The organism is Kribbella sp. (assembly GCF_035687465.1).
GTDB lineage: Bacteria > Actinomycetota > Actinomycetes > Propionibacteriales > Kribbellaceae > Kribbella.
In genome coordinates this window covers 1-26,877 of record NZ_DASRXP010000071.1, presented here as the reverse complement: position 1 = coordinate 26,877, position 26,877 = coordinate 1, and the positions used below count along the sequence as shown (strand labels likewise).

The window sequence follows — 26,877 nt, the reverse complement described above, 5'->3', positions numbered from 1 at the left end:
CGTCGTCGATGGTGATGATGGGGCGCTGGACGAGGAGGGGGTTGGTGACCATCGCGTCGATCCACTGGGGGCGATGCTCGGCGTCCTTCGGGAGGGCGCGGAGGGCGGCGTACGGGGTTTCGGTGGTGCGGACGATGTCCCACGGTTCCAGGCCCAGCCGGACCAGTACTGCGGTCAGTTCTTCAACTGTGGGGGGATCGTCGAGGTAGCGGCGAGTGGTGTATTCGTGGCCGGACTCATCGAGGGCTGCCGTGGCGGCGCGGCACTTGGAGCAGGCCGGGTTGATCCAGATCTCCATCAGCGGCGGGCGTGGCTGAACCACAGTTTGGTGGGTTGCTGGAGGAGGAGGACCAGTATGGCGACATGGAGTCCCAGGCCGAGGATGCCGGCGGGGAGGGCGGTGATGCCGCCGAGGATACCGATGGCGGCGACAACGATGAGCATGGTGCGGGCCCAGGGGCGGCCCTTGCGGATGAAGATCGCCGGGAGGATGTAGATGACGCCGCAGATCAGGGCTGCCGCGACGACGACGTCGGTTCTCTCGGGTTCACCGGTGAGGGTCTCGGCGATCTGCTCGCCGGCCGAGGTCAGGGCGAACAGGCCGAGCACGATGCTCAAGCCGCCGAGGGCGAAGGAGATCACCGAGGCGATGGAGACCTGCCTCGGCGGGGCGATCGGGCCTGGCTGGTAGGAGTACGGGTTCGGCGGACCGTAGGAGTACGGGTTCGGCGGGCCGTAGGAGCCGCCCGCCTGGCCGAAGGGTCCACCGGGCTGACCAGTCGGAGGACCGGCCTGGCCAAAGGGACCACTGGGGCTACCGGGCTGACCTGCGGGACCACTGGGTTGGCCGGGTTGTCCTGCCGGACCACCTGGCTGCCCTGCAGGACCACCGGGTTGACCTGCGGGACCGCCCGGCTGGCCTGTGCGACCCCGGGGTTGGCCGGAGGGAGCGCCTGGGTTGCCGAAGGTGCCGGGGTAGGGGCCGGGGCGGTCGTCAGGTGGAGGTGTGGCGGGATCGGGCGTGCCGGAACCGGGCTGGCTGGTCGAGCCGCCGAACACACCCCGGTACGGTCCGGGCCGGTCGGGGTCGCGCGGATCGTCCTCAGCGGGGCCGCCGCCGTACTGGTCGCTCATCGCCCTCGTTGTCCTTCCACCAGAGGCACCCACTGCACCTCTCCCCCGATCCTCCCAGATCCCCCCAACGCAGGCCTCCTACGTCCGAACACCCGAGGGTCCTGCCCCACGCCCCTTCGGACGCAACGTGGAGCCGTCAGCACCCGCGCCACAACGTCCGAACACCTGAGGGGCAGGCCCCACGCCCCTTCGGACGTAATGGAGACGGCGGCCGACGGGAGCTCGCCGTGGCCGCAGGATCCCCCGGCGCCTCGAACTCCGCTGATGCAAGGGCGGAGAAGGAGCGTGCGCAGCGGGACGTCCGAACAACCGAGGGGCAGGCCCCGCGCCCCTTCGGACGTAAGGGGAGACGGCGGCGAACGCGTTTCGTCGGGGCCTCGGGCTCCGACGACGCACCTCAGCTGACGCGTGTAGGCGTGGAACGTCCGAAGAACCTTGGGTTATGACCTCAGGTTCTTCGGACGCAAGGGCGGGAACGGCGAGGAGGAGGAGGAGGAGGAGGGGCTGTTACGTCCGAATGACCGTGGGGCAGGACCCACGGTCATTCGGACGTTAGGTGGTGAGGGATGGGGATTAGCGGGGGGTGACGTCGAGGGCGTCTTTGGATTCGTTGAGGTGGACGTGGACGGTTTCGCCGTCGCGGATCTCGCCGGAGAGGAGGCCTCGGGCTAGTTCGTCGCCGATCGCGGACTGGACCAGGCGGCGGAGCGGGCGGGCGCCGTAGACCGGGTCGTAGCCGGTCAGGGCCAACCACTCCATCGCGTCCTCGCCGACGTCGAGCGTGATCCGCCGGTCGGTGAGCCGCTTCTGGAGCGCCTTGATCTGCAGGCCGACGATCTGCGTGAGCTCCTCCGAGCCGAGCGCGTCGAACAGCACGATCTCGTCCAGCCGGTTGATGAACTCCGGCTTGAACGCCTGACGCACCACATTCATCACCTGGTCGCGCTTGGCCGCGTCGTCGATCGACATGTCCGCCAGGTACGCCGACCCCAGGTTGCTGGTGAGCACCAGGATCACGTTCCGGAAGTCGACCGTACGACCCTGGCCGTCGGTCAGCCGGCCGTCATCCAGCACCTGCAGCAGGATGTCGAAGACCTCGGGATGCGCCTTCTCCACCTCGTCCAGCAGGATCACCGAGTACGGGCGGCGGCGGACCGCTTCGGTCAGCTGACCACCTTCCTCGTAGCCCACATAACCGGGTGGCGCGCCCACGAGCCGCGAGACGCTGTGCTTCTCGCCGTACTCCGACATGTCGATCCGCACCATCGCCCGCTCGTCGTCGAACAGGAAGTCCGCGAGTGCCTTGGCGAGCTCGGTCTTCCCGACACCCGTCGGACCGAGGAACAGGAACGAACCGGTCGGGCGGTCGGGGTCGGAGATGCCCGCGCGGGCCCGGCGTACGGCGTCGCTGACGGCCTTGACCGCCTCGCGCTGGCCGATCAGCCGGCGACCCAGCTCGTCCTCCATCCGGAGCAGCTTGCCGGTCTCGCCCTCGAGCAGCCGGCCGGTGGGGATACCGGTCCACATCGCGATCACCTCGGCGATCTCGGTTGGTCCGACCTCCTCGTTGACCATCGCTTCGGGGCCCTCGACGACAGGCTCCGCGTCGGCTTCGTCGAGCTCCTTGGTCAGCTCGGGGATCTCGCCGTACAGGATCCGCGCCGCGGTCTCCAGGTCGCCGTCGCGCTGGGCGCGCTCGGCCTGGCCGCGGAGCTCGTCGATCCGCTCCTTGACCTCACCGACCCGGTTCAGTCCGGACTTCTCCTTCTCCCAGCGAGCCTCGAGCGCACGCAACTCCTCCTCGCGGTCCGCGAGGTCGGCACGCAGCCGGGCCAGCCGATCCTGCGAAGAGGCGTCATCCTCGCGGGACAGCGCGAGCTCCTCCATCTTCAGCCGGTCGACCGTCCGCCGGAGCGAGTCGATCTCGACCGGGGAGGAGTCAATCTCCATCCGCAGCCGGGAGGCGGCCTCGTCGACCAGGTCGATCGCCTTGTCCGGCAACTGGCGGCCGGAGATGTAGCGGTTCGACAGCGTCGCGGCGGCGACCAGCGCGCTGTCGGAGATGGCGACCTTGTGGTGCGCCTCGTAGCGCTCCTTCAGACCACGCAGGATGGCGATCGAGTCCTCGACACTCGGCTCCCCGACGAACACCTGCTGGAACCGTCGCTCCAGCGCCGGGTCCTTCTCGATCCGGGTCCGGTACTCGTCCAGCGTGGTGGCGCCGATCATCCGCAGCTCACCGCGGGCCAGCATCGGCTTCAGCATGTTGCCCGCGTCCATCGCGCCCTCGCCGGACGCGCCCGCGCCGACGACGGTGTGCAGCTCGTCGATGAAGGTGATGACTTGACCGTCGGATTCCTTGATCTCGGTCAGCACGGCCTTCAGCCGCTCCTCGAACTCACCCCGGTACTTCGCACCGGCGACCATCGCACCCAGGTCGAGACTGATCAACCGGCGTCCCCGCAGCGACTCCGGTACGTCACCGGCCACGATCCGCTGCGCGAGTCCCTCGACGACGGCCGTCTTACCGACGCCCGGCTCACCGATCAGGACCGGGTTGTTCTTGGTCCGGCGGGACAGCACCTGGACCACCCGGCGGATCTCCGTGTCCCGGCCGATCACCGGGTCGAGCTTGCCCTCACGAGCCCGCTCGGTCAGGTCGACGCCGTACTTCTCCAGCGACTTCGTGGTCCCCTCGGCCTCCGGCGAGGTGATCCGCCGGTTGCCCCGCGCGGCGTCGAACGCCTGCAGCAACGCATCCGGCGTGACGTCGAGCGCGGTCTTGGCCGTGCCCTCGACCGTGGCCAGCGAGATCAGCAGATGCTCGGTGGAGATGTACTCATCCCCGAGCCCGAGAGCCCGCTGCTCCGCCTGGTTCAGCACGTCGGTCGTCTTCGGCGACAGGCTCGGCGCCTGCACGCTGCCGCCACTCGCCTTGGGCAGCCTGCTCAGCTGCTCGGCGGTGCGTCGGCGTACTGCGTCGATGTCCGCCCCGGCCGCCTCGAGCAGACCGACCGTGGTCCCCTCGGGCTGTGCCAGCAGTGCCGACAAGAGGTGAATCGGTTCCACGGTCGGGTTGCCCGCCGCGGAGGTCTGACGGATCGCGACCGACAGGGTTTCCCGGGCCAGCGTCGTCAACCGCTGAACATCCATCTGGTTCCAGCCTTTCAAGCTCAAACGACAAGTCCTACTACTAACTACCTATCCAGACTTGAGTGCATTCCACTCAACTCTGCTGAAACCTGGGGATAACTCAGGGTTGCACCTGCCTCCGACAGAACTCTGTGTGACATCCGGTCACCGACCGTCAGTCAGATGCCACCACCTTTCGGATCTGCTCGAAAAGAGAACCTCCCCACCCCGGGCCACGTCTTCCAGCCGTACCGTTTCCGCCCTCTGGAGGACTTCTTGTACCGTCCCTGGATCACCCCGTTGGTGGGTGCCGCTCTGATCCTTAGCGCAGCCACCGTTCCCGCCCAGGCAGCACCATCGCCCGGCAAGCCCGCCCCGAAGACACCCGCCACCACCTCCGCGATCGCTCTGATCACCGGCGACCGCGTCCGAGTGACTCCGCGCCCGGGTCAACCAGAGCTCGTCGACTTCGAACCGGACCGCAACAGCCGCTCCACCTCCGCGGTGACCACCTACTCCGGCGGCCACACGTACGTCGTACCGTCCGCCGCGGCAGCCGACGTCGCCTCCGGTCGCCTCGATCGCAGCCTGTTCGACATCACCACCCTGATGGCCGAGCACCGCGACAACACGGCCCTCCCTGTCATCATCCGGTACGCCGGTAACGCGGCCACCGCACTCGGCCGAGCCCGGCAGACCGCGGTTCCCGGCACCACCAAGTCCCGCGTGCTCTCCAGCATCGGCGCGCGAGCGGTAACCATCAGCAAGACCGCCACCGACGACTTCTGGCGCGCGATCGCCCCCGGCAAGGACGCAAGAGTGGCCGGCACGATCCAGCGCGTCTCGCTGGATCGTCAGGTCAAGGTCGACCTCGACCAGAGCGTGCCGCAGATCGGCGGTCCGGCCGCCTGGCAACGCGGGCTGACCGGCAAGGGCGTCAAGGTCGCCGTCCTCGACACCGGCATCGACCCGACCCATCCTGACGTCGCTGGGCGGATCGCCGAGTCGGTGAACTTCAGCGAGGCCGCCGACACCGTCGACCACTACGGACACGGCACGCACGTCGCCAGCATCACCGCGGGCAACGGCGCGGCCTCCGGCGGCAAGTACAAGGGTGTCGCACCCGAGGCGACGCTGCTGAACGGCAAGGTGCTCGACGACTACGGCTCCGGCAGCTTCTCCGGCATCATCGCCGGGATGGAGTGGGCAGCAGCCCAGGGCGCGGACGTGGTGAACATGAGCTTGGGCGGCCAGGATCCCAGCGACGGCACCGACGACGTCTCCCAGGCGCTGAACCGGCTGAGCAGGGACACCGGCACCCTCTTCGTGGTTGCTGCAGGCAACTGCTTCTTCCCGGCACCGGCCACGGTCACCTCACCGGCCGCCGCGGACGACGCCCTCGCGGTCGGGAACCTGCAGCGCGACGGTTCGCTCAACGACAGCTCGTGCCGCGGTCCGCGCAAGGGCGACGGCGCGCTGAAGCCGGAGATCTCCGCGCCCGGCACCGAGATCGTCGCCGCCCGGGCGGCCGGAACGGATATCGGCACGCCCATCGATGACAACTACAGCAGCTTGACCGGCACCTCGATGGCTTCGCCGCACGTCGCCGGCACCGCCGCGCTGGTCGCCCAAGCCCACCCGGACTGGAAGGCCGCGCAACTCAAGGCCCAGCTGATGTCTACGGCGGACCCGCAGCCAGGCAGCCGCGTCGACGAGCAAGGAGCGGGCCGCGTAGATGCCGACCAAGCGACAGACACCGCCGTCACCGTCGACACCGGCGAACTCGAACTAGGCAAGCTGGTCTGGCCCTACCCGGCCCACGACGAGGTCAGCCGCGAGCTCACCTACCGCAACCCGACCAGTACGGCGGTGACGCTGCAGCTGGCCGCATCCGTCGAAGCAGCAACCGTCGACCTCAGCACCACCCAGCTTGTCGTACCCGCGAACGGCGAGGCGAAGGTGACTGTCACAGCCGACCGCGCGATCGCCGGGACCGGCAACTTCTCCGGCCGGGTGACAGCCACGGCGGCTGGAGCCGATCCGATCGTCACCACCATCGGTTGGTACGCGGAGCCCGAGCTGTACGACTTGACCATCAAGGGCATCGCCAAGGACGGCAGCCCGGCCAACGCCGACCTCAGCATCGCCCGCCTCGACGGTGACCCGGTAGACCTGGGTCCGTTCGGCCTGTCGATGCAGAACGGAACCGCCACCGCACGGCTGGCACCTGGTCGCTACGTAGCGACCTCCGTGTTCTTCGCCGCTGCGACCGACGCCACGCCGGAGCAGTACGACCTGGTCGTCAGCGGCGAAGCGCAACTCACCAAGGACACGACTGTCACGTTGGACGCGCGCAACGCGAAGCCGGTCGGCCTCAACGCCCAAGGCCAGTCGGCTCTGACCGGCAGGCAACGCACGATGGGCTACACGATCAGCAACGCCGACGGCCTGATCACAGGCGGCAGCGGGATCAGCTGGACCGGCGCTGCACGGCTCACCGGTGCCACGCCCAGTACGAGGCTCACAACCGGGGACTCGGAGTTCGTACTGGGAGCCCGGCTCGAGGTCCCGCCGTACAAGGCGAAGGTGCAGGGCGGCAGTGCCTTCACTGTGCTCGACTACTACTTCGGCCCGCGCTTCACCGGCATCAAGAACCTGCCGCTGTACGACGCGGGGGCTGCGACTCCCGAGGACCTGAAGGGGGTGCGGGGCAAGCTCGCATTGATCCGTATGCCTGACACAGACACCAGGGCCAACGGCGAACTAGTGAAGGCGGCCGAGGACGCCGGAGCGGCCGCGGCGCTGCTCTACAACCCGGACAGGCCGGGAGACAACGGGATCTTCTCGTACTGGGCCTACGGCGACACTGGAGACTCGACCATCCCCGCGATGCGTACGTCCCGGGCGGCGGCCCAGGTCCTGCTGGACCGGCTGAAGACGAAGCCGGTCACCATCCAGGTCACGGGACAGGCGGCGACGCCCGTCGTCTACGACCTGATGCAGCCGTGGGCGGGCCGGGTCCCGGCCGTCGGCCAGGTGGCAGTGAAGCCCGGGCAGCTCGCTAGGGTCGACGAGACGTTCGGCAGCCACCAGCAAGGGATTCCGACCTCGGAGACGCGGGACGGGATCACACCTGGTGGTGGCAGTTTCGGCGGCTGGCTGGTGCCGTTGTTCAGTACTCCGGCCCGCAGGACCGCGTACGTGCAGGCGAATCAGACCGAGTGGTCGGGCTTCGTTCTGGCCAACAACGGGGGCGCCAGCAGCCTCGGCGTGAACTCGACCGGGCAGAACTACCGGCCGGGCGAGCGGAAGTCCGTGCGCTGGCTCGCACCGATCCAGAACAGCGGTCTGCCCGCGACCAAAACCCCGTTGGGCGGGGTGGCGCGGGCTGAGGGCGGGCTGTTGTTCCAGGTGAGCCCGCTGCAGCACGCGCAGCAGTTCGCCGACACCTTCGGGAACGACAACACCGAGCTGACATTGGAGCGGAACGGCGAACAGGTCGCCACCGCGCCGGACACAGGTCTGTGGGTCGAGGTACCGGATGACGCGGCCGACTACCGCGCCACGCTGGACACCCGACGGGACAACGAGTTCTGGAAGTACTCGACGCAGGTCAAATCGGTCTGGACGTTCAAGTCCCGGGGCGCCAGCGACGAGGTGATGCCGATCGTCTTGGCGGACCTCGACGTACCGCAGGCTGACGCGGCTGCCCAGGTGAAGGTCGGCAAGCCGACGACCATCACCCTGGGACTGCGGCACCAGGCGGGCTCCGCCTCGACGGCGAAGTTCACCCAGGCGAAGCTGGAGCTGTCGTACGACGGCACCACCTGGACCGATCTCCCCTTGAAGAAGCTTGCTGAAGGCAAATACAGCACCACCGTCAACCACCCCGCAGTACGGGCGGGCAACGCCCCTTCCCTCCGCCTCACCGCAACCGATGCCACCGGCAACAACCTCACCCAGGAGATCACCAAGGCCTACGGCCTAACCCACTAACCAAACCCAGGCGGACGTGACCGGCCTCGCTGGTCACGTCCGCCTTGACCGTCCCCGCTGAGCCAGGCGTCGACTAGGGTTTTCGGCGAGGACGACCCAGCGGACGGAAGAGGGCTCCATGAGCAGTGACACGGCGGGCGAGGTACGACACGGCGGACCGGCGGTGATCCGCTGGCAGCACAACTCGGGTGGTGCCGCTTACTGCCTCGGCCGGCTCGTCGTCCCACCGGCGCCCGAACGCCCAGTAATCGTGCTCTCCGAAGTAGCCGGAAATCCCGACGCCGTCGGCCTCACCAGCGACTTCGCAGGCGCAGTACCGGCCGCACTCGCAGCACTCGGCAAAGGGCTCGACCCGGAGTCCATTCGCTGGCTGGCCCACCACGGCGACTTCTCCTCGTACGACGCCGCCGGCTCACCGGAAACGTTCACCGACGTACAAGTGCGGTTCGACGGCGGCCAGTACCGCAGCGAACTGACCGATCAACACCTACTCCCAGCCGCCGAAGCCGAAACGCTCCGCCGTTCACTGCACCTGGAACCCGTACCGGCGGCCCTGGCCGCCCTCAACCTCCCGGCCTGAGGCGCGATCAGGTTCGTTGGCCGGCGGAGACGAGGCCGGTGTCGTAGGCCAGGATTACGGCCTGGACGCGATCGCGGAGGCCGGTTTTGGCGAGCATGCGGCTGACGTGGGTCTTCACGGTGTGCTCAGTCAGGTGCAGGGCGGCCGCGATCTCCGCGTTTGAGTTGCCCTTGGCAACCAGTACGAGGACCTCCCGCTCCCGGGCTGTGAGCACGTCCAGCCGCGCCACCACCGCCGGATCGAGGCGGTTGTCGGCGAACCGGTCGATCAGCCGCCGCGTCACCGGTGGCGCCAGCAGCGCGTCGCCGTCGGCGATCACCCGGACCGCGTTGATCAGCTCGTCGCGCGACGACCGCTTCAGCAGGAATCCGCTCGCTCCGGCCCGCAGGGCGTCGTACACGTACTCGTCCAGATCGAAGGTGGTCAGGATCAGAACCCGGGGCGCCTTCGGCCTGCCGACCAGTCGCCGGGTCGCCTCGATGCCGTCCATCACCGGCATCCGGACGTCCATCAGGACCACGCCGAGATCGAGCACCGCGCCCGCCTGCCGGAGCGCATCGGCACCGTCGACGGCCTGCGCGACCACCTCGATGTCGGGCTGGCCGTCCAGGATCATCGAGATCCCGTCCCGGACCAGATCCTGGTCGTCGACCACCATCACCTTGATCACCGCGCCGCCTCCTGCGCCGTGACCAGAGGGAGCCGGGCCGTGATCGTGGTCCCCCGCCCAGGAGCGGAGTCGATCGCCAATTCGCCGTTGTGGATCCGCACCCGCTCGCCCATGCCGGCGAGTCCCTGCCGCCCGCCACTGTGGGCCACCTCCGGCTCGAACCCGCGCCCGTCGTCGGCCACCCGCACCAGGACATCATCGTCCCGGACGTCCACCCTTGCCGTCACCTTGGTCGCCCCCGAATGCCGCACTACATTGGTCAAGGCTTCCTGCACCAGCCGGTACGCCGCCAACTGGTGCCCCGCCGGCGGGCGGTCGGGATCACCCTGCAGATCGAGCTCGATCGCCAGGCCGTCGTGCGCCACGTCCGACACCAGCCGGGGCAGATCCGCCAAGCCAGGTTGCGGCGCCAGCGCGGGGTCGGGCATCCCGTCCGCATCGCGCAACGCCGACAGCATCCGGTCCAGCTCGCCCAGCGCCCGTCGCCCGGCATCACCGATCCGCTGGAATCCCGCAAGCACGTCCTTGTCTCCCCGCTCGAGCAGATCCGGCCCGGTCTCGGCCTGGATCACCATCAGATTCACCGCGTGCGCGACCACATCATGCAGATCCCTGGCGATGTGCGACCGCTCGGTGAGCACCACCTGGGCCGCATCCTGCTCCGCAGTACGCCGTTCGAGCTCGGCCTCCCGCAGCGAGACCGCCCGGTTCCGCCGATAGAGCCTCGCCAGTACTCCGAGCAGCGGTGTCAGCGCCAACGCCAGGGACAGGGAGATGGGCCAGATGCGCTCGGAGACGCGGAAGTACTCGTACCCGTACTGCAGCGGCGGTCCGTAGGGAATTTCAGGGTCGATCGTCTGGCCGATCACCGGGAAGAACCAGAGCTGCACCTGGTAGTGCTCGATCGCCAGTCTGCTCAGCACCGGAACGGCCGCGATCACAACTGTGGCAACAGGCAGTACCAGGAGCAGTTTGCGGTGCGCACCGAGTGAGTAGAGGGCGATGGCCAGCGCCGCGAGCAGGAAGGGGATGTCGTCGGCCGCCCAGAAGGCAGGAATGCAGACAGCCGCCAGCAGGACGCACGGAACCACCGGCAGGATGCGCCGCAGTACCAAGGTCAGCGGCATCGCGACGATCGTGTAGATCAACCAGTCGGGGGCGACCCACCAGAGGCCATAAGCCTGTCCCCGGCGGATGTCCACCAACTGCAACGCGGTCAGGCTGATCGCCAGCATCGCGTCGAGCCAGAGCCGGTTCTCCGGACTGGCCGCGAACCCCCGGAGCGCCTCGAGCCAGTCCCCCGGCGTTCCCTGCGTGCTGACCACGGGCGGCAGGCCGCGGTACCGGCGTACGGCGAATCCGGTCAGCCAGACGGCGGCCAAGAGCGCCGACAACCACCACGGCCAGTACGTCGACTGGAACCTGACGAGATCCGCCTCGAGGATGCCGTAGCTGGCCCCTTCAACCAGCTGGCCCCGGTACTCGACGAGGGCCGGATCGTGGTGGATGTTGTCGAAGAAACTCCAGATGGTGCCCTTCCAGCGCGCCGAGGCCAGCACTGGGAGCGCCACCGTCACCAGCACGACGCCGGCCGCGGCGAACCGGATTCGCATCGCCGCGACAGACCAGAGCGCCAGCGCGCACCCCAGCACCAGGAACCATTCGACCCGCCCTAGCATCAGCCCGAGCAGCGCGGCCGTCATGAGCCCGGCCGCCACCGGGATGGGCGCGGCACGCCTGGCAGGGATCAGAGCAGGCGCCAGCATGACGACGGCGAGCGGCCACAAATCTGCATGCAGCCAACCCGTCTCCGGGTGCCAACTGCGCGCGAGGGAGACCGTCAAACCTGTTGCGGCAAGAGCAAGGTCGAGCACAAGCGCACGGCGTGATGCGGTCATGCGGTAGCCACCCCGTCGGCGGCCGGCAGCCAGGCGCCGATCTTGGTGCCTGCTCCTGGGATGGAGGTGATGGTCAGGGTGCCGGCATGGATGCGGACCCGCTCGCGCATACCGGTGAGACCGTGGCGGCCGTCCGGCCGGCTGTCCGGGTCGAAACCCCGGCCGTTGTCGGTGATCGCCACCGACAGACCGCCTGGCTCGATCTCGACCAGCACCTGGACCTCCGATGCCTTCGCATGCTTCACCACGTTGGTCAGGGCCTCCTGGACCAGTCGATAGGCCGTCAGTTGCAGGCCGTCAGGGATGCCGTCGGCGCCGCCGCGGAGCTCGTACGAGACCGGCAGGCCCTGGTCGACGAGTCCGTCGGTCAGGGCGCGGAGATCCGGCAGCCCTGGCTGCGGGGTCAGCGCGGGATCGGGGATGCCGTGGGCGTCACGGAGCGCGGAGAGCATCCGGTCCAGCTCGCCGAGGGCCTTCCGGCCCGCATCGCCGATCCGCTGGAATCCCTGCAGGATCTCCTCGGTGTCGCGCTTCATCAGGTCCGGCCCGGTCTCGGCCTGGATCACGATCAGGTTCACGTGATGCGCGACCACGTCGTGCAGGTCGCGGGCGATCTCGGACCGCCCCTCCAACAGCACCTGCAACTGGTCCTTCTCCAGGTTCTGCCTGACCAGCTCGGTCTCCCGGAGCGCCGCCCGCCGGTTCTCCCGGGCAAGCCGGACCAGGAGCCCGAGACTCCACGCCACGATCAGGATGAGCGACAGCGAGACGGGCCATTGGCTGTCCCGCAGTTCCGCGAACCCCAGGTCGCCGGACGGTCTCGTCGCCAGCTCGAGCAGCCGGTGGACACCCAGCAGCTGACCGGTCAGCGGCATCGCGACGAGGGTGACCCCGGCGACGAGCGTGGACCGGAGCAGAGAGCGCCGGACGCCGACCGAGTAGAGCGCCACGGCGAGCGCGACCAACAGGACCGGCTGCATACCCACCGACACGTAGCTCAACAGGTTGGCCACCGCCAGGACACCGCAGGCCAACTCCGGAAGCCTCCGGCGGAGGACGAGCACAGCGGGGGCCGCACAGGCGAGGAACGTGACCCAGAGGCGGGCATCCGGCAGCGCCCCGAGTTCGCGGTGGAGCTGCAGCCAAACCATCGCGGCTACGAAAGGCGCGGCCAGCAAACCGTCCAGCCAGATGCCGTACGCCGGATTCCGGATCACGCTGGTCGCGGTCGACCAGACGGTGGCCGGTGATGGAGACCCCAGCATCCGCCAGCCACGGCCGGCCAACCAGCCCACCAGCAGCAGCACGTACACCGACACCGCTGCCGACCGCTGATCACCGTCGGCGAGAGTCGCCGGCAACTCCTGCGAATACCCTGGGTACAGCGGCAGGGAATACTCAAGTCCCGGGAGGCCGTACCGGTCGATCAGCGACCAGGCGGTGGGCAGCAGTAGAAGAGGCAAGCCCGCCATCGCGCCAAGCAATGACCGCTTCCATGCGAGCGTGAACAGCGCGAACGCCAAGCTGGCCAGCAGCGCCCAGGCTCGCCCGGCGACCGGGTACACGAGCACCGTAGCCACCATCAGTACCGAGCAGACCAGGAATGACGCCTGCCGCCGGATCGTCAGCATGACCGGCGCGACCGCCACCAACGCCTGCACCCAGGCCGCGGCTATCGACCACTTGTAGGTCGGGTGGATCACGAACAGTTCGGCCGCCGAGGCTGCTGTGGCAATCAGCGCGATACCCGCGTCCACGAGCGAGAGCCGGCCGACGAGTCCGCGCAGGCGAGATTCCAGCCCGCCCGCAGCCACCAGATCTCCGCTCACCTTCACATGATGCGGTTCCGCGGGGTCCTGGGCCGTCACTCCTTGGAGTGACACGGGGCGGGGATAGCTCACTCGATCCTACGAGCGCGGGTGACTCTTGGCGGCGATGTGCCGACCCGGGGGCCGGAGCGAGGGTCGAAACCATGACGATCACAGCAGTCCGACCGACCACCCGTAGTACCGGGCTCAGGGCCCGGATCACCGGCCGGCCGTTGTTGCTCGCCGCCGCGGCGACCGTGGCCTTCCTGGCGCTATGCCTCCTGCTCTGGCCGCCGTCCGCGCTCCAGTACGACCTCCGCGTGTACGTCGTCTCCGCGCGGGCCTTCCTCCACGGCCAGGACATCTACACCGCCCACCTGGCGTTCCCGGACGATATGGCACTCGGGTTCACCTACCCACCGTTCGCCGCGCTGGTCTTCGCGCCGGTAGCGCTGCTCGGCACGGAGGGCGGCCGGGTAGTGATGACCCTGGCGTCGGCCTTGGCTCTGTTGGTCATCGGGACGGTGACGGTCCGTGCCCTGCGGCCCCGCTGGTCGTCCTATCGAGTGATGGCGGTCGGCCTGGCTCTAGGTGCTGCCGGACTCGCTCTGGAACCTGTGCGGTCGTCGTTCGACCTGGGCCAGATCAACCTGGTTCTGCTCGCCCTGCTCCTGGTCGATCTGCTCGGGCACCTGCCGCGCCGGTTCCGCGGCGTACTGATCGGCGTGGCGACCGGGATCAAGCTGACGCCAGGCATCTTCATCGTCTACTTGCTGGTGACGCGGAGGTACCGGGAGGCGGCAACTGCTTCGGCTGCGACGGCCGGGACGATGCTGCTCGGTGCGGTGGCGATGCCGGATGCTTCGCGGCAGTTCTGGGGTCACTTCATCTTCGATCCGAGCCGCCCCGGCGCGACCCACTTCATCAGCAACCAGGCCTGGCGTGGCGTCTTCGCACGACTCGCGGGCGGGATCCAGGGGATCGGCCCCGCCTGGGTGCTCGCAGTCGCTGCGACCTGCGCCGTCGGCTTCCTGGCTGCCCGGCGTGCGTACGACCGCGGCTACCTGACGGAATCCATCCTGCTGACGGCGGCAGTCGGGCTGCTCGTGTCTCCGATCTCCTGGACCGGCCACTGGGTCTGGTCGATCCCTGCCTGCGCCCTGCTCTGGACGCGCACCGTAGATGCCTACCGTGTCGTCAGGGTCCGCTCCGCTCGCTTCGGCGCACTAGCCGGGCTCGCAAGTCTGTGGACGATCACGATGGTCATCGGCCTGCCCTGGCACGCGCCGTACCTGGGCGACAAGGAATACACGCACCACGGCTTCGACCTGTTCCTCGGCAACTCCTACGCCGTCTGTGCAGTCGCCCTACTCCTCGCGGCCGCCTACGAGTTCCGCCGGAAGGTCACCAGTGCTGCGTGATCGCTCTGTCAGGGTGTGAAATCGGCGCCGCGGATCCGGTATACCTGCAGATTGAGGTCGTAGTACTTGTCGGTCTCGCCGACCCACTCCATGCCGAGGCGCTTGGCGGTGGCGATCGCGCGTTTGTTGTGCGGGCGGGCGACGGCGAACAGTTCGTCGATCGACCCTTCCTTGAAGGCCCAGCCCATCAGCGCGCGACTGGCCTCGCTGGCATAGCCCTGGCCCCAAGCCGTCGGCCGCATCTGCCAGCCGATCTCCAGGTCCTCCTCGTACGGCGGCAGCAGGCGGATCAGCAACCCACCGACCACCTCGTTGTCCTCCTTGCGAACCACCGCCCAACGACCAGCCGGTACGACGAAGTTCGGCTGAGCCTCGATCCAGGCCCGCAGGATGATCCGCATCGTGGCCGGATCCGCGACCCGCTCGATCGCCGGCGACAGCCACTGAGCCACATCGGCCGAGCCGTAGATCTCCAGCGCGGCGTCGGCATCTTCTTCTTCCCAGTCCCGGATCTGCAACCGGTCGGTCTGCAAGTTGAGCGTCACCCCGCCAGCGTAGTGTCCCGTGAGCGATGTCGCTTGAACGATGCTGGCGTCCAGGTGCGTGCATCGGGGCGTTTGAGAAGCGTCCTCGATGCGGAGCATCGTGGACGATGCTCAAACGTCGCGAGGTGCGTGCCTGGGCGACAGCAGCGTCAAGCGACATCGCTCACGGGACACTCAAGCGGCCGCAGTCCACCGGCAAGGACAAACGGATGACAGGACACCGAACGCCGGGCAGCAACGAGCCCCCGGACCCGGGTCCGGGGGCTCTGGGCCGGAGGGCACCCCGGGGTGCCCTCCGGTGCGCCGGAGGCACCGTGGGTGGAGCCTCCGGGCCCGAAAGCTCCAGAGGGGGATAGGAGCTTCCGGGGAACCGGGAGCTTCGGGTGGAAGCTCCCGGAGGTCAGCGTTGGCCGAGCTCGAGGGGCTGGGTGCGGATCCACCGGGTGGTGGTCTGCTGCCGCCCCATCGCGATGACGTCGCCGGCCGGACCAGCCGAGAACACCCGGCTGTTGGTCTGCTGCCGGGAAACCCCGACGCCGCGCTGAACCTCGGCGAGCAACTGGTTCACTCGCTTGCGCAGGTCCTCGACCTCGGACTGCAACTCGAGGATGTGCTGGATCCCTGCGAGGTTGATCCCCTCTTCCTGGGACAGGTGCTGCACATACCTCAGCTTCGCCACGTCGTACGCCGAATACCGCCGGCCGCGGCCAGTCGCCCGGCTGGGCGTGACCAAGCCCAGCCGGTCGTACTGGCGCAGGGTCTGCGGATGCATGCCGGCCAGCTGGGCCGCCACCGAGATCACGTAGATCGGGGTGCGGTCGTCCCAGGTCGGCACCTGGCTGAACGGGAAGCCCATCAGGAACTCCCGAACAACCCGGCCCGCAGATCCGGTTGGGTCGAGGCCGACGAGTACTCCTGCAGCTTGGCGCGCTGCTCGTCGGACAACTCGTGCGGAACCTGCACCGCGATCGTGAGCATCAGGTCGCCCTTGGTGCCGTCCCGCCGGACCGAGCCCTTGCCACGAACCCGCAGCTTGCTGCCGTTCGCAGTACCGGCCGGGATCCGGACCGTGACGGGCAGGCCGTCCAGCGTCGGCACCTTGATCTCGGCGCCGAGCGCTGCCTCGGTGAAGCTCACCGGCACGGTCAGCGTCAGGTGCTCGCCCTGCCGGCCGAAGATCCGGTGCGGCGTCACGTGCACGCTGACGTAGAGGTCACCCGCGGGGCCACCTCGCTCGCCGGCCGCGCCCTTGCCCTTCAGCCGGATCCGCTGCCCGTCCTGCACGCCCGCCGGGATGCGGACCTGCATGGTCTTGCTCGACTGACCGCGGCCGGAACCGTGGCAGGTCTCGCAGGGCTGGTCCACGACCAGACCGCGACCCTTGCACTCGGTGCACGGCTCGGTCATCGCGAAGACGCCACCCTGGACCGAGGTCTGCATACCCGTGCCTTCGCACTTCAGGCAGACCTTCGGCACGGTCCCGTACTTCGCGCCCGTCCCGCGGCAGGTCTTGCAGGGCTCGTCACTGGTCATCCGGAGCCCGACGGTGACACCGTTGACGGCCTCGGCGAACTCGATCGTCGCCTCGGTCTCGATGTCGGCGCCACGGCGTGGACGAGCCGTCGACGTGGTGGTCGTCGTCCGGCCACCACTGCCGAACATGCCGCCCAGGATGTCGCCGAGTCCGCCACCACCGGTCGAACCCGACCGGTTGAACAGGTCGCCGACGTCGAAGCCGAATCCCTGTCCGCCCTGGGTCCCACCGCTGCCCGGCATCCGGAAGCCGCCACTGCCGAACAGCCGGCGGGCCTCGTCGTACTCCTTGCGTTTCTTGGCGTCCCCGACAACGTCGTACGCCTCGGAGACTTCCTTGAACTTGGCCTCCGCCGACGCGTCCCCGGCGTTGGAGTCCGGGTGATACTTGCGCGCCAGCTTGCGGTAGGCCTTCTTGATCTCGTCCTGCTCTGCCGTCTTGGAGACGCCGAGAACCTTGTAGAAGTCCTTCTCCAACCAGTCTTTCGTACTCATCGACGCCTCACCTCCTCGGGGTGAATCGCTTACTCCACAGGCTTGTCTGAACTGCCCTGCCCATTGTCCCCGGTCTCTTCAACGTCGCCGGCCTGGTCAGCGCCGGCAGCCTCGGCCGGCAGCTGTTCGGTCGGCTCCGAGACGGCCACCCGGGCCGGCCGCAGGATCCGCTCGCCGAGGCGGTACCCCGGCTGCATCACCAGTGTCGCGGTCGGGCCGTCCACCTCGTCCGAGTAGTTGTGCAGCAGTGCCTCGTGGATCCGCGGGTCGAAGTGATCGCCGACCTCGCCGTACTTCACCAGGCCCAGCTTCTCGGTGACCCGCTCGAGCGACTCGGCGACCGCCTTGAAGGCGCCCTCGAGCTCACCCGCCTCGCGGGCCCGGCCGATGTCGTCCAGCGTCTGGAGCAACTCGGTCAGGACCGAGCCGATCACCAGTTCGCGGTTGGCCTCGCGGTCCCGGTCCACCCGGCGCTTGTAGTTCACGTACTCCGCCTGCAGTCGCTGCAGGTCCGCAGTACGCTCGGCGAGCGCTTCGGTCAACAGGGCCTCCTGGGCCGACGGCCCGATCAGGTCCGACGGATCACGGGGCGGCTGCGCGCCCGGCGTACCGGGCATGCCGGCCGCCGCGCCGGACCCAGGCGCGGGAGGGGCCTCCGAGGAGGGCTCCCGCAGCCTGCCGGTCTCGGGATCGATCCGGCGCTTGTCGCGGACGACGGGCTCGCCGTCGCCGAACTCGCTGCCGGGTCGGGTGGGTTCGGTCACTTGGTGTCCTCGGGCTTGCTGTCCTGCGGGCGGTCCTCGTCCACGATCTCCGCGTCGACGACGTCGTCGTCGCTGCTCGAGTCGGCGGAGGAGTTGTCGGTGCTGCTGCTCTCGTCCGACGTACCGGCCGCCTGGGCGTTCGCGTACATCGCGGCGCCCATCTTCTGGCTGGACTGGGCGAGCTTCTCCGACGCGGTCTTGATCGTGTCGGCGTCCTCACCCTCGAGGGCCTTCTTCAGCTCCGCGACGCCGTCCTTGACCTCGGTCTTGACGTCGTCGGGGACCTTGTCCTCGTTCTCCTGCAGGAACTTCTCGGTCTGGTAGACGAGGCCTTCCGCCTGGTTGCGGGACTCGACGGCCTCGCGGCGCACCCGGTCCTCCTCGGCGTACTGCTCGGCGTCGCGGACCATCTTGTCGATGTCGGTCTTCGGCAGTGCCGAACCACCGGTCACGGTCATCCGCTGCTCCTTGCCGGTGGCAAGGTCCTTGGCGTTGACGTGCACGATGCCGTTCGCGTCGATGTCGAAGGTGACCTCGATCTGCGGCACGTTACGCGGCGCCGGCGGCAGGCCGGTCAGCTCGAAGTTGCCCAGCGACTTGTTGTCCCGGGCCATCTCGCGCTCGCCCTGGTAGACCTGGATCATCACCGACGGCTGGTTGTCCTCGGCCGTGGTGAAGATCTCCGAACCCTTGGTCGGGATCGTGGTGTTGCGCTCGATGATCTTGGTGAACACGCCACCCTTGGTCTCGATACCCAGGCTCAGCGGGGTCACGTCGAGCAGCAGGACGTCCTTGACCTCACCCTTCAGCACACCGGCCTGCAGGGACGCGCCGACGGCGACGACCTCGTCCGGGTTGACGCCCTTGTTCGGGTCCTTGCCACCGGTCAGTTCCTTGACCAGCTCGGCCACCGCGGGCATCCGGGTGGAGCCACCGACCAGGATGACGTGGTCGATCTTCGACACGTCGATGCCGGCGTCCTTGATGACGGCCTTGAACGGGGCGCGGGCGCGCTCCAGCAGGTCGTTGGTGAGCTTCTGGAACTCGGCCCGGGAGAGCTTCTCCTCCAGGTGCAGCGGGCCCGAGTCGGTCAGACTCAGGTACGGCAGGTGGATGGAGGTCTCAGCGGCGCTGGACAGCTCGATCTTGGCCTTCTCGGCGGCTTCCTGCAGACGCTGCATGGCCATCTTGTCGCCGGACAGGTCGGTACCGTTCTTGTTCTTGAACTGGGTCACCAGCCACTGCACGATCCGCTGGTCCCAGTCGTCGCCACCGAGGTGGTTGTCACCGCTGGTGGCCTTCACCTCGAAGACGCCGTCGCCGATCTCCAGCAGCGACACGTCGAAGGTGCCGCCACCGAGGTCGAAGACCAGGATGGTCTGCTCGGTGCCCTTGTCCAGCCCGTACGCCAGCGCGGCCGCGGTCGGCTCGTTGACGATCCGGTGCACGTTCAGACCGGCGATCTCGCCGGCTTCCTTGGTCGCCTGGCGCTGCGCGTCGGAGAAGTAGGCCGGCACGGTGATGACCGCGTCCGTGACCTGCTCCCCGAGGTACGCCTCGGCGTCCCTCTTCAGCTTCTGCAGCACGAAGGCGCTGATCTGCTGGGGGGTGAACTTCTTGCCGTCGATGGAGACGTTCCAGTCCTCGCCCATGTGGCGCTTGACGGACCGGATCGTACGGTCGACGTTGGTCGTGGCCTGGCGCTTGGCGACCTCGCCGACCAGGACCTCGCCGTTCTTGGCGAAGGCGACCACCGAGGGCGTCGTACGCGCTCCCTCGGCGTTGGGGATGACGGTGGGTTCGCCACCTTCCAGTACGGCGATGACGGAGTTCGTCGTACCGAGATCGATACCGACCGCGCGGGCCATGTGCGTTACCTCCACGAAAAGTTGAGTGATGCAGACTCAATGTTGCCGTCCGGGGGTCCCGGATTCAAATCGGGCCTCAGTCCGGAAACCGCAGACTTGAGTTCACCTGGCTCAACATTGCCGTACCCCCGGGTCATTCCCAACCCCGGGTCCCGATTTTCCGGGATCGGTCCGGTCAAGCCCTGGTCAGACCCCTGCCGCGGAAGGTGTCCCGCGTGGGAAGGTGTGCTCGTGAAACTCCGCCCCATGACATCGGCCGACGAGCCGGCCGTCCTCGCTCTGAACGCCACTGCGGTCGAGCAGACGGACCTGCTGGGCCCCGATCGGCTGGACTGGCTCCGGCTGATCGCCGCACACGCGGCGGTGGTGGAGCTCGACGGCGAGGTCGCCGCCTTCGTCCTCACCTTCGCTCCCGGCTCCGCCCACGACAGCCTCGACTTCCAGTGGTTCGCCGCCACCTACGCGGACCGGTTCCTGCACCTGGACCGGATCGTGGTCGCCGAGCAGCACCGCCGCAAGGGCATCGCGTCCCTGGTGTACCGCGCGGTCGAACGCTCGGCCAAGCCGTTCGACCGGCTGGTCTGCCGGGTCCAGTCCGATCCGCCCGACGTCGCCTCCCTGGCCTTCCACGCGGCCCGCGACTTCGTCGAGGTCGGCAAACTCAGCCGCCCCAACGGCACCACCAGCGCCATGCTCTCCAAAGAACTAACCACCTAACTCCCTGGCACCACCCCCACCCCTCCCCGCCCCGCACGCTCCGCCCCACCTCCCCTCGCCAGCTCCGCACCGCACGCTCCGCTCCTTCCTTCCCCCTTACGTCCGAAGAGGCGGGGGGCCTGCCCCTCGGTTCTTCGGACGTAAGGGGTGGATCGGAGGGATCGGAGGTCGAGGAGGGCGCGGAGGGGGAGGTCGCGGCGGAGGCGGGGGTCGGTCAGGCCGTCGACGATGCAGGCGGCCCCGATCCAGTGCGCGCCGCAGTCGTCCACCAACGCACGGACCACCCGGGCCGTCGCACCCGTGTCGGCCCAGTCGTCCACCATCAGCACCCGATCCCCGGCCCGGACCAGATCCCGCCGGAACCCGAACACCACATGCCGGTCCCGGTAGTCCGGCCCGGTGGTCCGCTTCACCCAACGGTCGCTGTCGCTCGCCTGGGCGATCTCCTTGCGGACCTCCACGAACCCCACTCCGAGCGCGGCTGCCGTCAGGGCTCCGACGAGTGCGCCGCGCGATACCGGACCGAGAACCACAGTCGGCGACCCGTCGTACAAGCTGCCCAGGGCCGGCCCGAGTTCGCGGATCAGGTCAGGGTCGCGCCACCAGCCCGTGAGATCGGCGTACATGCCCCGTTCACCACGGTCGGTCTGCCAGTTGAAGGCAGCCGCCAGCCGCCGACGGAAGTCCCCGTCGACCCGCTGCACCGCAACCTTGCCCATCCCCCAAGCGTGACGCCCACGCCCGCCCCCCGCACCGCAATTACACGGCGCCGCGAACAACGCGCGGTGGATCACCCAGGTGAGATCCGGGGATCCGGTCCCGCAACACCTCTCGCCAACACCCAACCGGCATCCACCACCTCGACGAGTCCTCTCCCGTCCGACGACTTCTTACGTCCGAAGAAGTGGAGGGACGTCTCGCCAGTTCTTCGGACGCAAGGGGTCAGGTGAGGGCTGCGCGGGGTAGGAGTTCGCCGATGATCTCGCGGGTGAAGATGTCGTAGGTGATGATCAGGAGCTGGTCGCCGGAGAGTTCGACGACCGCCGGGTTCGACTGGTCCCAGGTGTCTTGGCCGGTGTCGATGATCAGGTGCAGCGGGTCCTGGTCCCAGCGCCCGAGCGGTTCCCGGATCACCGTCGCGACCGTTGGCCGGCCCGGGTTGAACCGCTTCGACACGTCTCCGTACGCGAGCAGTACGGCGCCGTCGGACAAGGTGAGCGTGTCAGCCGACGAAGCATGCAGTCCGGACGGCTCCGGCGGCGACCAGCTGAGCCCGTTGTCGTCCGAGCGAACCAGCATCGCCTCCTCATCGGTCCTGAGCAGCGCTACGACCTGACCGCCCGGCAGCAACGTCAGCACCGGCTCGAGGTACTCCGTGTCCGGCTTCCTCCCGAGCACGACCTCCCCAGCGGCCGGCCAGGTGAGACCACCATCGGTCGACCGCACCACACTCGCCGAGTGGGCCGAGTCGCCCGGAAAGACCCCGTAGACGGGCGCGAGCAGCTCGCCGTTCGGCAACTCCAGGATCTGCCCGTGCGCGACGATGTGCCCTGCCCGGAAGCTCCGCCACACCTCGTCGGTCTGGTGATCGACCATCGCGGACCCGACCCCCACGGGCTCACCCCAAGTCGTCCCACCATCCGTCGACCGAGCCACGAGCACCGCCGGGCAAACCCACGGCCGCACCGTCCAGTCGATCTGGAACCAGCTGAGCAACAGATCCCCGTTCCCCACCTGCACCACCATCGGATCCCGGTCGTCGTACAGCGTGTCCACCACCACCCGCGGCTCCGACCACGAGACACCCCCATCGGCACTCTCCGCAGCCACGATCCGCCCCACACTCCGCACATGCCCCAGCCCTTCCCGCCAAACCACCAACACCCGCCCATCCCCCACCCGAACCGCACTGGGGAAATACGGCAACTGCCCTTGAATGGCCCGAGCGACGACGACACGTGACATGCCCGCCAAGGTAATGCGGACCGCCAGCACTCACCAACCACCCATCCGCGCGACCCATCGACCCGTCCGAGCGGCCGCGCACGCTCAGAACGACATCACCCCTCACCGCAGACAAGGCTTGCTGAGTGGTGGCCGTCCGGGCCTGTGGATACCCGGCGCCGCCGCGGGCCGGAATCCGCCACGATGTCCAGATGGCCGAAGTCGTCGAAGTGCTTGCCCGTCGAGGCGGAAGCGCGACCTTTGGCGACCTGCGGGCCGTCGTGTCAGCGCGCAGCATCCGCGCTGCGCTCGCGGCCGACCAGATTCAGCGGGTGGCGAAGGGTGTTTACGCGCTGCCCGAGGCGCCTTTGGCGTTAACCGCTGCCCGCAGCCACGGAGGTGTCATCTCCCATCTCAGTGCTGCTCAGCACTGGGGCATGAAGGTGATCACTCCGCCATCTCTGCCGCACGTCACCCTCCCACCAGGCCGCCTGCGCCGGAGTAGGGGCAGATCCTGTGTTCTCCACTGGGCCGAGGTGCCTTGCCGAGGTGATGTGACCACGCCTGTCCGGACGGTGCTCGACTGCGTCCGAACCCTGCCGTTGGCGGAAGCTCTGGCGGTCAGCGACTCCGCGCTGCACGAGGGGTTGGTCGATCCCTGTGACTTGTTCGATTCGGCGGCCGCGCTCCGCGGGCCGCACCGCAGAAGGATTCAGCAGGTCGTCGGGCTCGCGGACGGCAGAGCCGAGTCGGTGCTGGAGTCTGCCCTTCGGGCGATCCTGATCGAGGCCGGCATCGACGGTTTCATCCCCCAGATCGCCGTTCGTGAAGATCAGTTCTCCGCGCGGCTGGATCTCGGGCATCCGATCCTGAAGATCGGGCTGGAGGCGGACGGATTCGAGCACCACGGCGGGCGGACCGCCCTGGTCAGAGATTGCCGCCGGCACGTGAACCTGAGCATCCGCGGCTGGCTGGTCCTGCGGTTCAGCTGGGAGGACGTGATGTACGACCGAGAGTGGGTGATTGCGGCGGCGCGAAGGGCGGTCGGACTTCCAGCACTCAGTAAGCGGCTCCTTCACGCGGCCTGATGGCTCCGCGCCACCTGACCAGGTCCTTCATCGCGGGGTTACTGAGTGGTGGAGGTCCGGCCTTACACCGCCCGCCCACCCACGAAGGTCTTGCTGATGAGGGGGACGCCGGGGCGGTAGGCGAGGTGGAGGTGGGAGGGGGCGTTGAGGACGGTGAGGTCGGCTCGGGCGCCGGGGGTGAGGTGGCCGATGTCGGTGCGGCGGAGGGAGGCTGCGCCGCCGGCGGTGGCGGACCAGAGGGCTTCGGCGGGGGTCATGTGCATTTCTCGGACCGCCAGGGCGATGCAGAACGGCATCGAGGAGGAGTAGCCAGAGCCGGGATTGCAGTCGGTGGCGAGGGCCACGGTGACGCCGGCGTCGAGCAGGCGGCGGGCGTCGGGGTACGACGAACGGGTGGAGAACTCGATCGCCGGTAGCAGGCCGGCGACGACTCCGGTGGAGGCGAGTGCATCCACGTCCGCGTCGGTAAGGAACGTGCAGTGGTCAGCGGCGGCGGCACCGACCTCGCAGGCGACCTGGACTCCAGGGCCTTCGCCAAGCTGGTTCGCGTGGACCCTGGCGGACAAACCCGCCGCCTGTCCCGCGCGCAGGATCGCCCGCGCCTGGTCGGCGTCGAACGCACCTCGCTCGACGAAAACGTCCACCCACTTGGCGTACTTCGCCGCGGCGTCCAGCATCGGCCCGGTCACCAGGTCGACGTACCCGGCCGGGTCGTCCGCGAACTCGGCCGGTACGACGTGCGCTCCGAGGTACGTCGTCTCGTCGGTGAAGTCGGCCGCGATCGCCAGGGACCGGGCCTCGTCGGCGACGGTCAGGCCGTAGCCGGACTTGATCTCCACGGTCGTGGTTCCCTGGCCGCGCATCTCGGCGACCAGCCGGGCCACGTTCGCGGTCAACTGTTCGTCGGCGGCCTCGCGGGTGGCGTTGACCGTCGTCCGGATACCGCCGGCGCTGTACGGCTGCCCCGTCATCCGGGCGGCGAACTCCTCGGCCCGGTCGCCGGCGAAGACGAGATGCGAGTGCGAGTCCACGAACCCTGGAATCACCGCACGATCACCAAGGTCAGCCGAGCTGTCCGCGGCCGGAGCGGCCCGACGCGATCCAACCCAAGCGATCCGGCCACCCTCGACCACGATCGCCGCATCGAGTAGCTCACCCAGCAACCCACCATGCGCCGGATCGTTGGTCACCAGCGACCCGATCCCAGTCAGCAACAACGAGCTCATCCGGCAACCACCTCCGCAATCGAAGCGGCAGCACCTCGTACGACGAGACCCGGCGCGAACTGGAGTTCCTCTTCGGGGTCGACCTCGGCACGATCGGTCGTTGCCAGCCAACCCGTTCCGGTCAGGACCGAGGTCATCTGGTCACGGCCTTGATCGTGGTTGCCAGTTCGGTGGCGACGTCCAGTTTCGCGTGGTTGCCGCTGGCTACCAAGTGATTGCCAGAGACAACTACATCAGTCACATCGCCAGCGCTGGCAGCGAAAACGGCGGTCTCCACTGAAACGCCGGTACCGGCGGTTCGTACGCTGTCCAATCGCACGGCGACCAGGTCGCCCCGGGCGCCGACCTCGATCCTGCCTGCATCGGGGAACCCCAGCGAGCGATGTCCATCGGCGGTAGCGGCAGCGAGCAGTTCCGGCGCGGACCAATGACCGCGTTCCTGCGTTGCAAGGCGTTCGTCCAGCTCGACCGACCGCATCTCCTCGAACAGGTCGATCACCGCATGACTGTCGGAGCCCAAGGTCAAAGCAGATCCAGCGTCCCGCAACGCAACCGAGGGCCCGATCCCATCCGCGAGATCCCGCTCGGTGGTCGGGCAGAAGCACGAGTACGTCGCCGAGCTCCCGAGCAGCCCGACATCCACGGGCGTCAGATGAGTCGCGTGAACCACACTCGTCCGGGGACCGAGGAACCCAGCCTCGTCCAGCAGCTGGGTCGGCGTCCGACCGTGCGCCTCGAGGCAGGCGGCGTTCTCCGCGACCTGCTCGGACAAGTGGATATGCAGCGGGGCGTCAGGCAGCGCGGACGCCACCGTCCCCAGCTGATCCCGCGGCACCCCACGGACCGAATGCGCCGCCGCAGCGATCACGACCTCATCCGCACCGCGCAGGTCCAAGACGCGCGCAGCCCACCGCGAGGCATCACCATCACTGAACCGCTGCTGCGCCTCGTTCAGCGGCTGGTCGATTCCCCCTGCCACATAACAGGTGTCGAGCAACGTGATCCGCACCCCGACTTCCCGGGCCGCCGCGATCAAGGCTTCACCCATCGCGTTCGGGGCGTCGTACGGGCTGCCTCCCTCGCCGTGGTGGAGGTAGTGGAACTCGCCCACCGCGGTGATCCCGCTCAGCAGCATCTCGCCGTACACGGCTCGAGCGAGCTGGTAGTAGCTGTCCGGCGTGAGCACCGAGGCGACGGCGTACATCTGCTCGCGCCACGTCCAGAAGGTGCCCCGCTCTGTCTGAGTCCGACCGCGCAACGCTCGGTGGAATGCGTGGCTGTGACAGTTCGCCAAGCCCGGTAGAACAAGTCCGTTCAGCCGTTCTGCGTCTCCCGGAGCCGCGCCGACCTCGACCGAGGTGAACCGTCCGTCGGCGATCGTGACCAGCACGCCGTCGGCCGTTCCCGAAGGCAGCAACGCTCTTTCGCACCAGTAGGCGTTCACCGCGCGAGATCCCGCAGTACTGCGGCCAACGCCTCGACCCCGACCAGGCAGTCGTCCAGCTCTGCGTACTCCGCCGGCGAGTGCGAGACGCCGGTCGGATTCCGTACGAACAGCATCGCCGTCGGGATCCCCGCAGCCGAGAAGACCCCGGCGTCATGCCCCGCCCCGGTCGGCAGCACCGGAGCCGCACCGACCGCACCTTCCAGTACGCCGACCAACCGATCCCGCAGGCCCGGCTGGAAATCCACCACTGGCGAGACGGATTCGGCGACCATCTCGACCGTGGTCCCGTCCCGCTCAGCCCGTTCCGTCGCCTGGCGAGTGATTGCCCCCAGCAACGACTGCAGCACCTCGTCCGAAGCCGCCCGGGCATCCAGCCATGCGGTCACCTGCGACGGTACTGCGTTCGTCCCGTTCGGCTCGACGGACAACCGGCCGAAGGTAGCTCGCGCACCGGCGAGACGGGCCTGCTTGTTCGCCGCGAGGGCAGTCATCGCATACGTCAGCATCGGGTCGTGCCGGTCTTCCATCAACGTCGTGCCGGCGTGGTTCGCCTCACCGCGGAAGGTGAAACGGAACCGCCCGTGCGGCCAGATCGAAGAGGCCACGCCGAC

At 68.5% G+C, this 26,877-nt stretch carries 22 protein-coding genes; 5 read left to right on the top strand and 17 right to left on the bottom strand.

Translation table 11 applies throughout. The features are described 5' to 3' along the window. The 3 genes from VFG33_RS03630 to clpB all read right to left on the bottom strand — a co-directional run. A partial coding sequence (locus VFG33_RS03630) for an ArsC/Spx/MgsR family protein (protein ID WP_325022348.1) occupies window positions 1-298 on the bottom strand: 298 nt, incomplete at its 3' end. Continuing rightward, window positions 298-1,134 carry a DUF308 domain-containing protein gene (locus VFG33_RS03625; protein WP_325022346.1) on the bottom strand — a complete coding sequence of 279 codons (837 nt, stop codon included), beginning with the start codon at window positions 1,132-1,134 and terminating at the stop codon, window positions 298-300. The genes VFG33_RS03630 and VFG33_RS03625, both read right to left, overlap by 1 nt. A 573-nt stretch (window positions 1,135-1,707) precedes the next feature. Further along, window positions 1,708-4,287 (bottom strand): ATP-dependent chaperone ClpB, encoded by a 2,580-nt coding sequence (gene clpB, locus VFG33_RS03620; protein WP_325022344.1) that lies wholly within the window; start codon window positions 4,285-4,287, stop codon window positions 1,708-1,710. Between the two features lie 162 nt (window positions 4,288-4,449). Between clpB and VFG33_RS03615 the strand changes: the two genes are divergently transcribed. After that, a complete protein-coding gene (locus tag VFG33_RS03615; RefSeq protein WP_325022342.1) occupies window positions 4,450-8,262 on the top strand; it encodes a S8 family peptidase in 3,813 nt (1,270 codons plus the stop codon). A 118-nt stretch (window positions 8,263-8,380) separates the two neighbouring features. Beyond that, complete coding sequence (locus VFG33_RS03610) at window positions 8,381-8,842, top strand: hypothetical protein (protein ID WP_325022340.1); 462 nt, start codon at window positions 8,381-8,383, stop codon at window positions 8,840-8,842. A gap of 7 nt (window positions 8,843-8,849) precedes the next feature. On the opposite strand, the gene VFG33_RS03605 is transcribed toward VFG33_RS03610, so the two are convergent. Genes VFG33_RS03605 through VFG33_RS03595 form a run of 3 tightly spaced genes read right to left on the bottom strand, consistent with a single transcriptional unit; the run spans window position 8,850 to window position 13,239 of the window. Beyond that, complete coding sequence (locus VFG33_RS03605; protein ID WP_325022338.1) at window positions 8,850-9,512, bottom strand: response regulator transcription factor; 663 nt, start codon at window positions 9,510-9,512, stop codon at window positions 8,850-8,852. Beyond that, a complete protein-coding gene (locus tag VFG33_RS03600) occupies window positions 9,509-11,410 on the bottom strand; it encodes an ATP-binding protein (protein ID WP_325022336.1) in 1,902 nt (633 codons plus the stop codon). Before VFG33_RS03600 ends, VFG33_RS03605 begins: the two co-directional genes overlap by 4 nt. Then, window positions 11,407-13,239 carry a sensor histidine kinase gene (locus VFG33_RS03595; protein ID WP_325022334.1) on the bottom strand — a complete coding sequence of 611 codons (1,833 nt, stop codon included), beginning with the start codon at window positions 13,237-13,239 and terminating at the stop codon, window positions 11,407-11,409. The genes VFG33_RS03600 and VFG33_RS03595 overlap by 4 nt, the downstream gene beginning before the upstream one ends. A gap of 143 nt (window positions 13,240-13,382) precedes the next feature. Here VFG33_RS03595 and VFG33_RS03590 point away from each other — a divergent pair, with 143 nt between their 5' ends. Then, on the top strand, window positions 13,383-14,639 hold the full coding sequence (locus VFG33_RS03590; protein ID WP_325022332.1) for a glycosyltransferase 87 family protein: 1,257 nt from the start codon (window positions 13,383-13,385) through the stop codon (window positions 14,637-14,639). Window positions 14,640-14,647: 8 nt separating this feature from the next. Here the strand turns inward: VFG33_RS03590 and VFG33_RS03585 are convergent, their stop codons facing one another. The 5 genes from VFG33_RS03585 to dnaK all read right to left on the bottom strand — a co-directional run bounded on the left by VFG33_RS03585 (window position 14,648) and on the right by dnaK (window position 19,844). Continuing rightward, window positions 14,648-15,184 (bottom strand): GNAT family N-acetyltransferase, encoded by a 537-nt coding sequence (locus tag VFG33_RS03585; protein ID WP_325022330.1) that lies wholly within the window; start codon window positions 15,182-15,184, stop codon window positions 14,648-14,650. Between the two features lie 400 nt (window positions 15,185-15,584). Then, window positions 15,585-16,040: a heat shock protein transcriptional repressor HspR gene (locus VFG33_RS03580; protein ID WP_325022327.1), complete on the bottom strand. Its 456-nt coding sequence runs from the start codon at window positions 16,038-16,040 to the stop codon at window positions 15,585-15,587. Beyond that, the gene (gene dnaJ / locus VFG33_RS03575; protein ID WP_325022325.1) at window positions 16,040-17,212 is read right to left on the bottom strand and encodes a molecular chaperone DnaJ; all 1,173 of its coding nucleotides are present in this window, start codon (window positions 17,210-17,212) and stop codon (window positions 16,040-16,042) included. The genes VFG33_RS03580 and dnaJ overlap by 1 nt, the downstream gene beginning before the upstream one ends. A gap of 29 nt (window positions 17,213-17,241) precedes the next feature. Continuing rightward, a complete protein-coding gene (locus tag VFG33_RS03570) occupies window positions 17,242-17,976 on the bottom strand; it encodes a nucleotide exchange factor GrpE (RefSeq protein WP_325022323.1) in 735 nt (244 codons plus the stop codon). Continuing rightward, on the bottom strand, window positions 17,973-19,844 hold the full coding sequence (gene dnaK / locus VFG33_RS03565) for a molecular chaperone DnaK (RefSeq protein WP_325022321.1): 1,872 nt from the start codon (window positions 19,842-19,844) through the stop codon (window positions 17,973-17,975). The genes VFG33_RS03570 and dnaK overlap by 4 nt, the downstream gene beginning before the upstream one ends. Before the next feature lie 246 nt (window positions 19,845-20,090). Here dnaK and VFG33_RS03560 point away from each other — a divergent pair, with 246 nt between their 5' ends. Continuing rightward, entirely contained in the window at window positions 20,091-20,561 is a 471-nt protein-coding gene (locus VFG33_RS03560; RefSeq protein ID WP_325022319.1) for a GNAT family N-acetyltransferase, read from the top strand. Here the strand turns inward: VFG33_RS03560 and VFG33_RS03555 are convergent. Both VFG33_RS03555 and VFG33_RS03550 read right to left on the bottom strand, forming a co-directional pair. Continuing rightward, complete coding sequence (locus tag VFG33_RS03555) at window positions 20,558-21,280, bottom strand: phosphoribosyltransferase family protein (RefSeq protein WP_325022317.1); 723 nt, start codon at window positions 21,278-21,280, stop codon at window positions 20,558-20,560. The genes VFG33_RS03560 and VFG33_RS03555 overlap by 4 nt on opposite strands. Before the next feature lie 223 nt (window positions 21,281-21,503). Continuing rightward, complete coding sequence (locus tag VFG33_RS03550; RefSeq protein WP_325022315.1) at window positions 21,504-22,526, bottom strand: sialidase family protein; 1,023 nt, start codon at window positions 22,524-22,526, stop codon at window positions 21,504-21,506. A gap of 191 nt (window positions 22,527-22,717) precedes the next feature. Here VFG33_RS03550 and VFG33_RS03545 point away from each other — a divergent pair, with 191 nt between their 5' ends. Further along, window positions 22,718-23,593, top strand: coding sequence for a DUF559 domain-containing protein (locus VFG33_RS03545; protein WP_325022313.1), 876 nt, complete (start codon window positions 22,718-22,720; stop codon window positions 23,591-23,593). A gap of 62 nt (window positions 23,594-23,655) precedes the next feature. Here the strand turns inward: VFG33_RS03545 and hutI are convergent, their stop codons facing one another. The 4 genes from hutI to VFG33_RS03525 form a co-directional block, all read right to left on the bottom strand. Beyond that, window positions 23,656-24,819, bottom strand: a complete 1,164-nt coding sequence (hutI, locus tag VFG33_RS03540; protein WP_325022311.1) for an imidazolonepropionase — start codon at window positions 24,817-24,819, stop codon at window positions 23,656-23,658. Continuing rightward, the gene (locus tag VFG33_RS03535) at window positions 24,816-24,956 is read right to left on the bottom strand and encodes a hypothetical protein (RefSeq protein ID WP_325022309.1); all 141 of its coding nucleotides are present in this window, start codon (window positions 24,954-24,956) and stop codon (window positions 24,816-24,818) included. Before VFG33_RS03535 ends, hutI begins: the two co-directional genes overlap by 4 nt. After that, a complete protein-coding gene (locus tag VFG33_RS03530) occupies window positions 24,953-26,263 on the bottom strand; it encodes a formimidoylglutamate deiminase (protein ID WP_325022307.1) in 1,311 nt (436 codons plus the stop codon). The genes VFG33_RS03535 and VFG33_RS03530 overlap by 4 nt, the downstream gene beginning before the upstream one ends. Next, a partial coding sequence (locus VFG33_RS03525) for a M20/M25/M40 family metallo-hydrolase (RefSeq protein WP_325022306.1) occupies window positions 26,260-26,877 on the bottom strand: 618 nt, incomplete at its 5' end. The genes VFG33_RS03525 and VFG33_RS03530, both read right to left, overlap by 4 nt.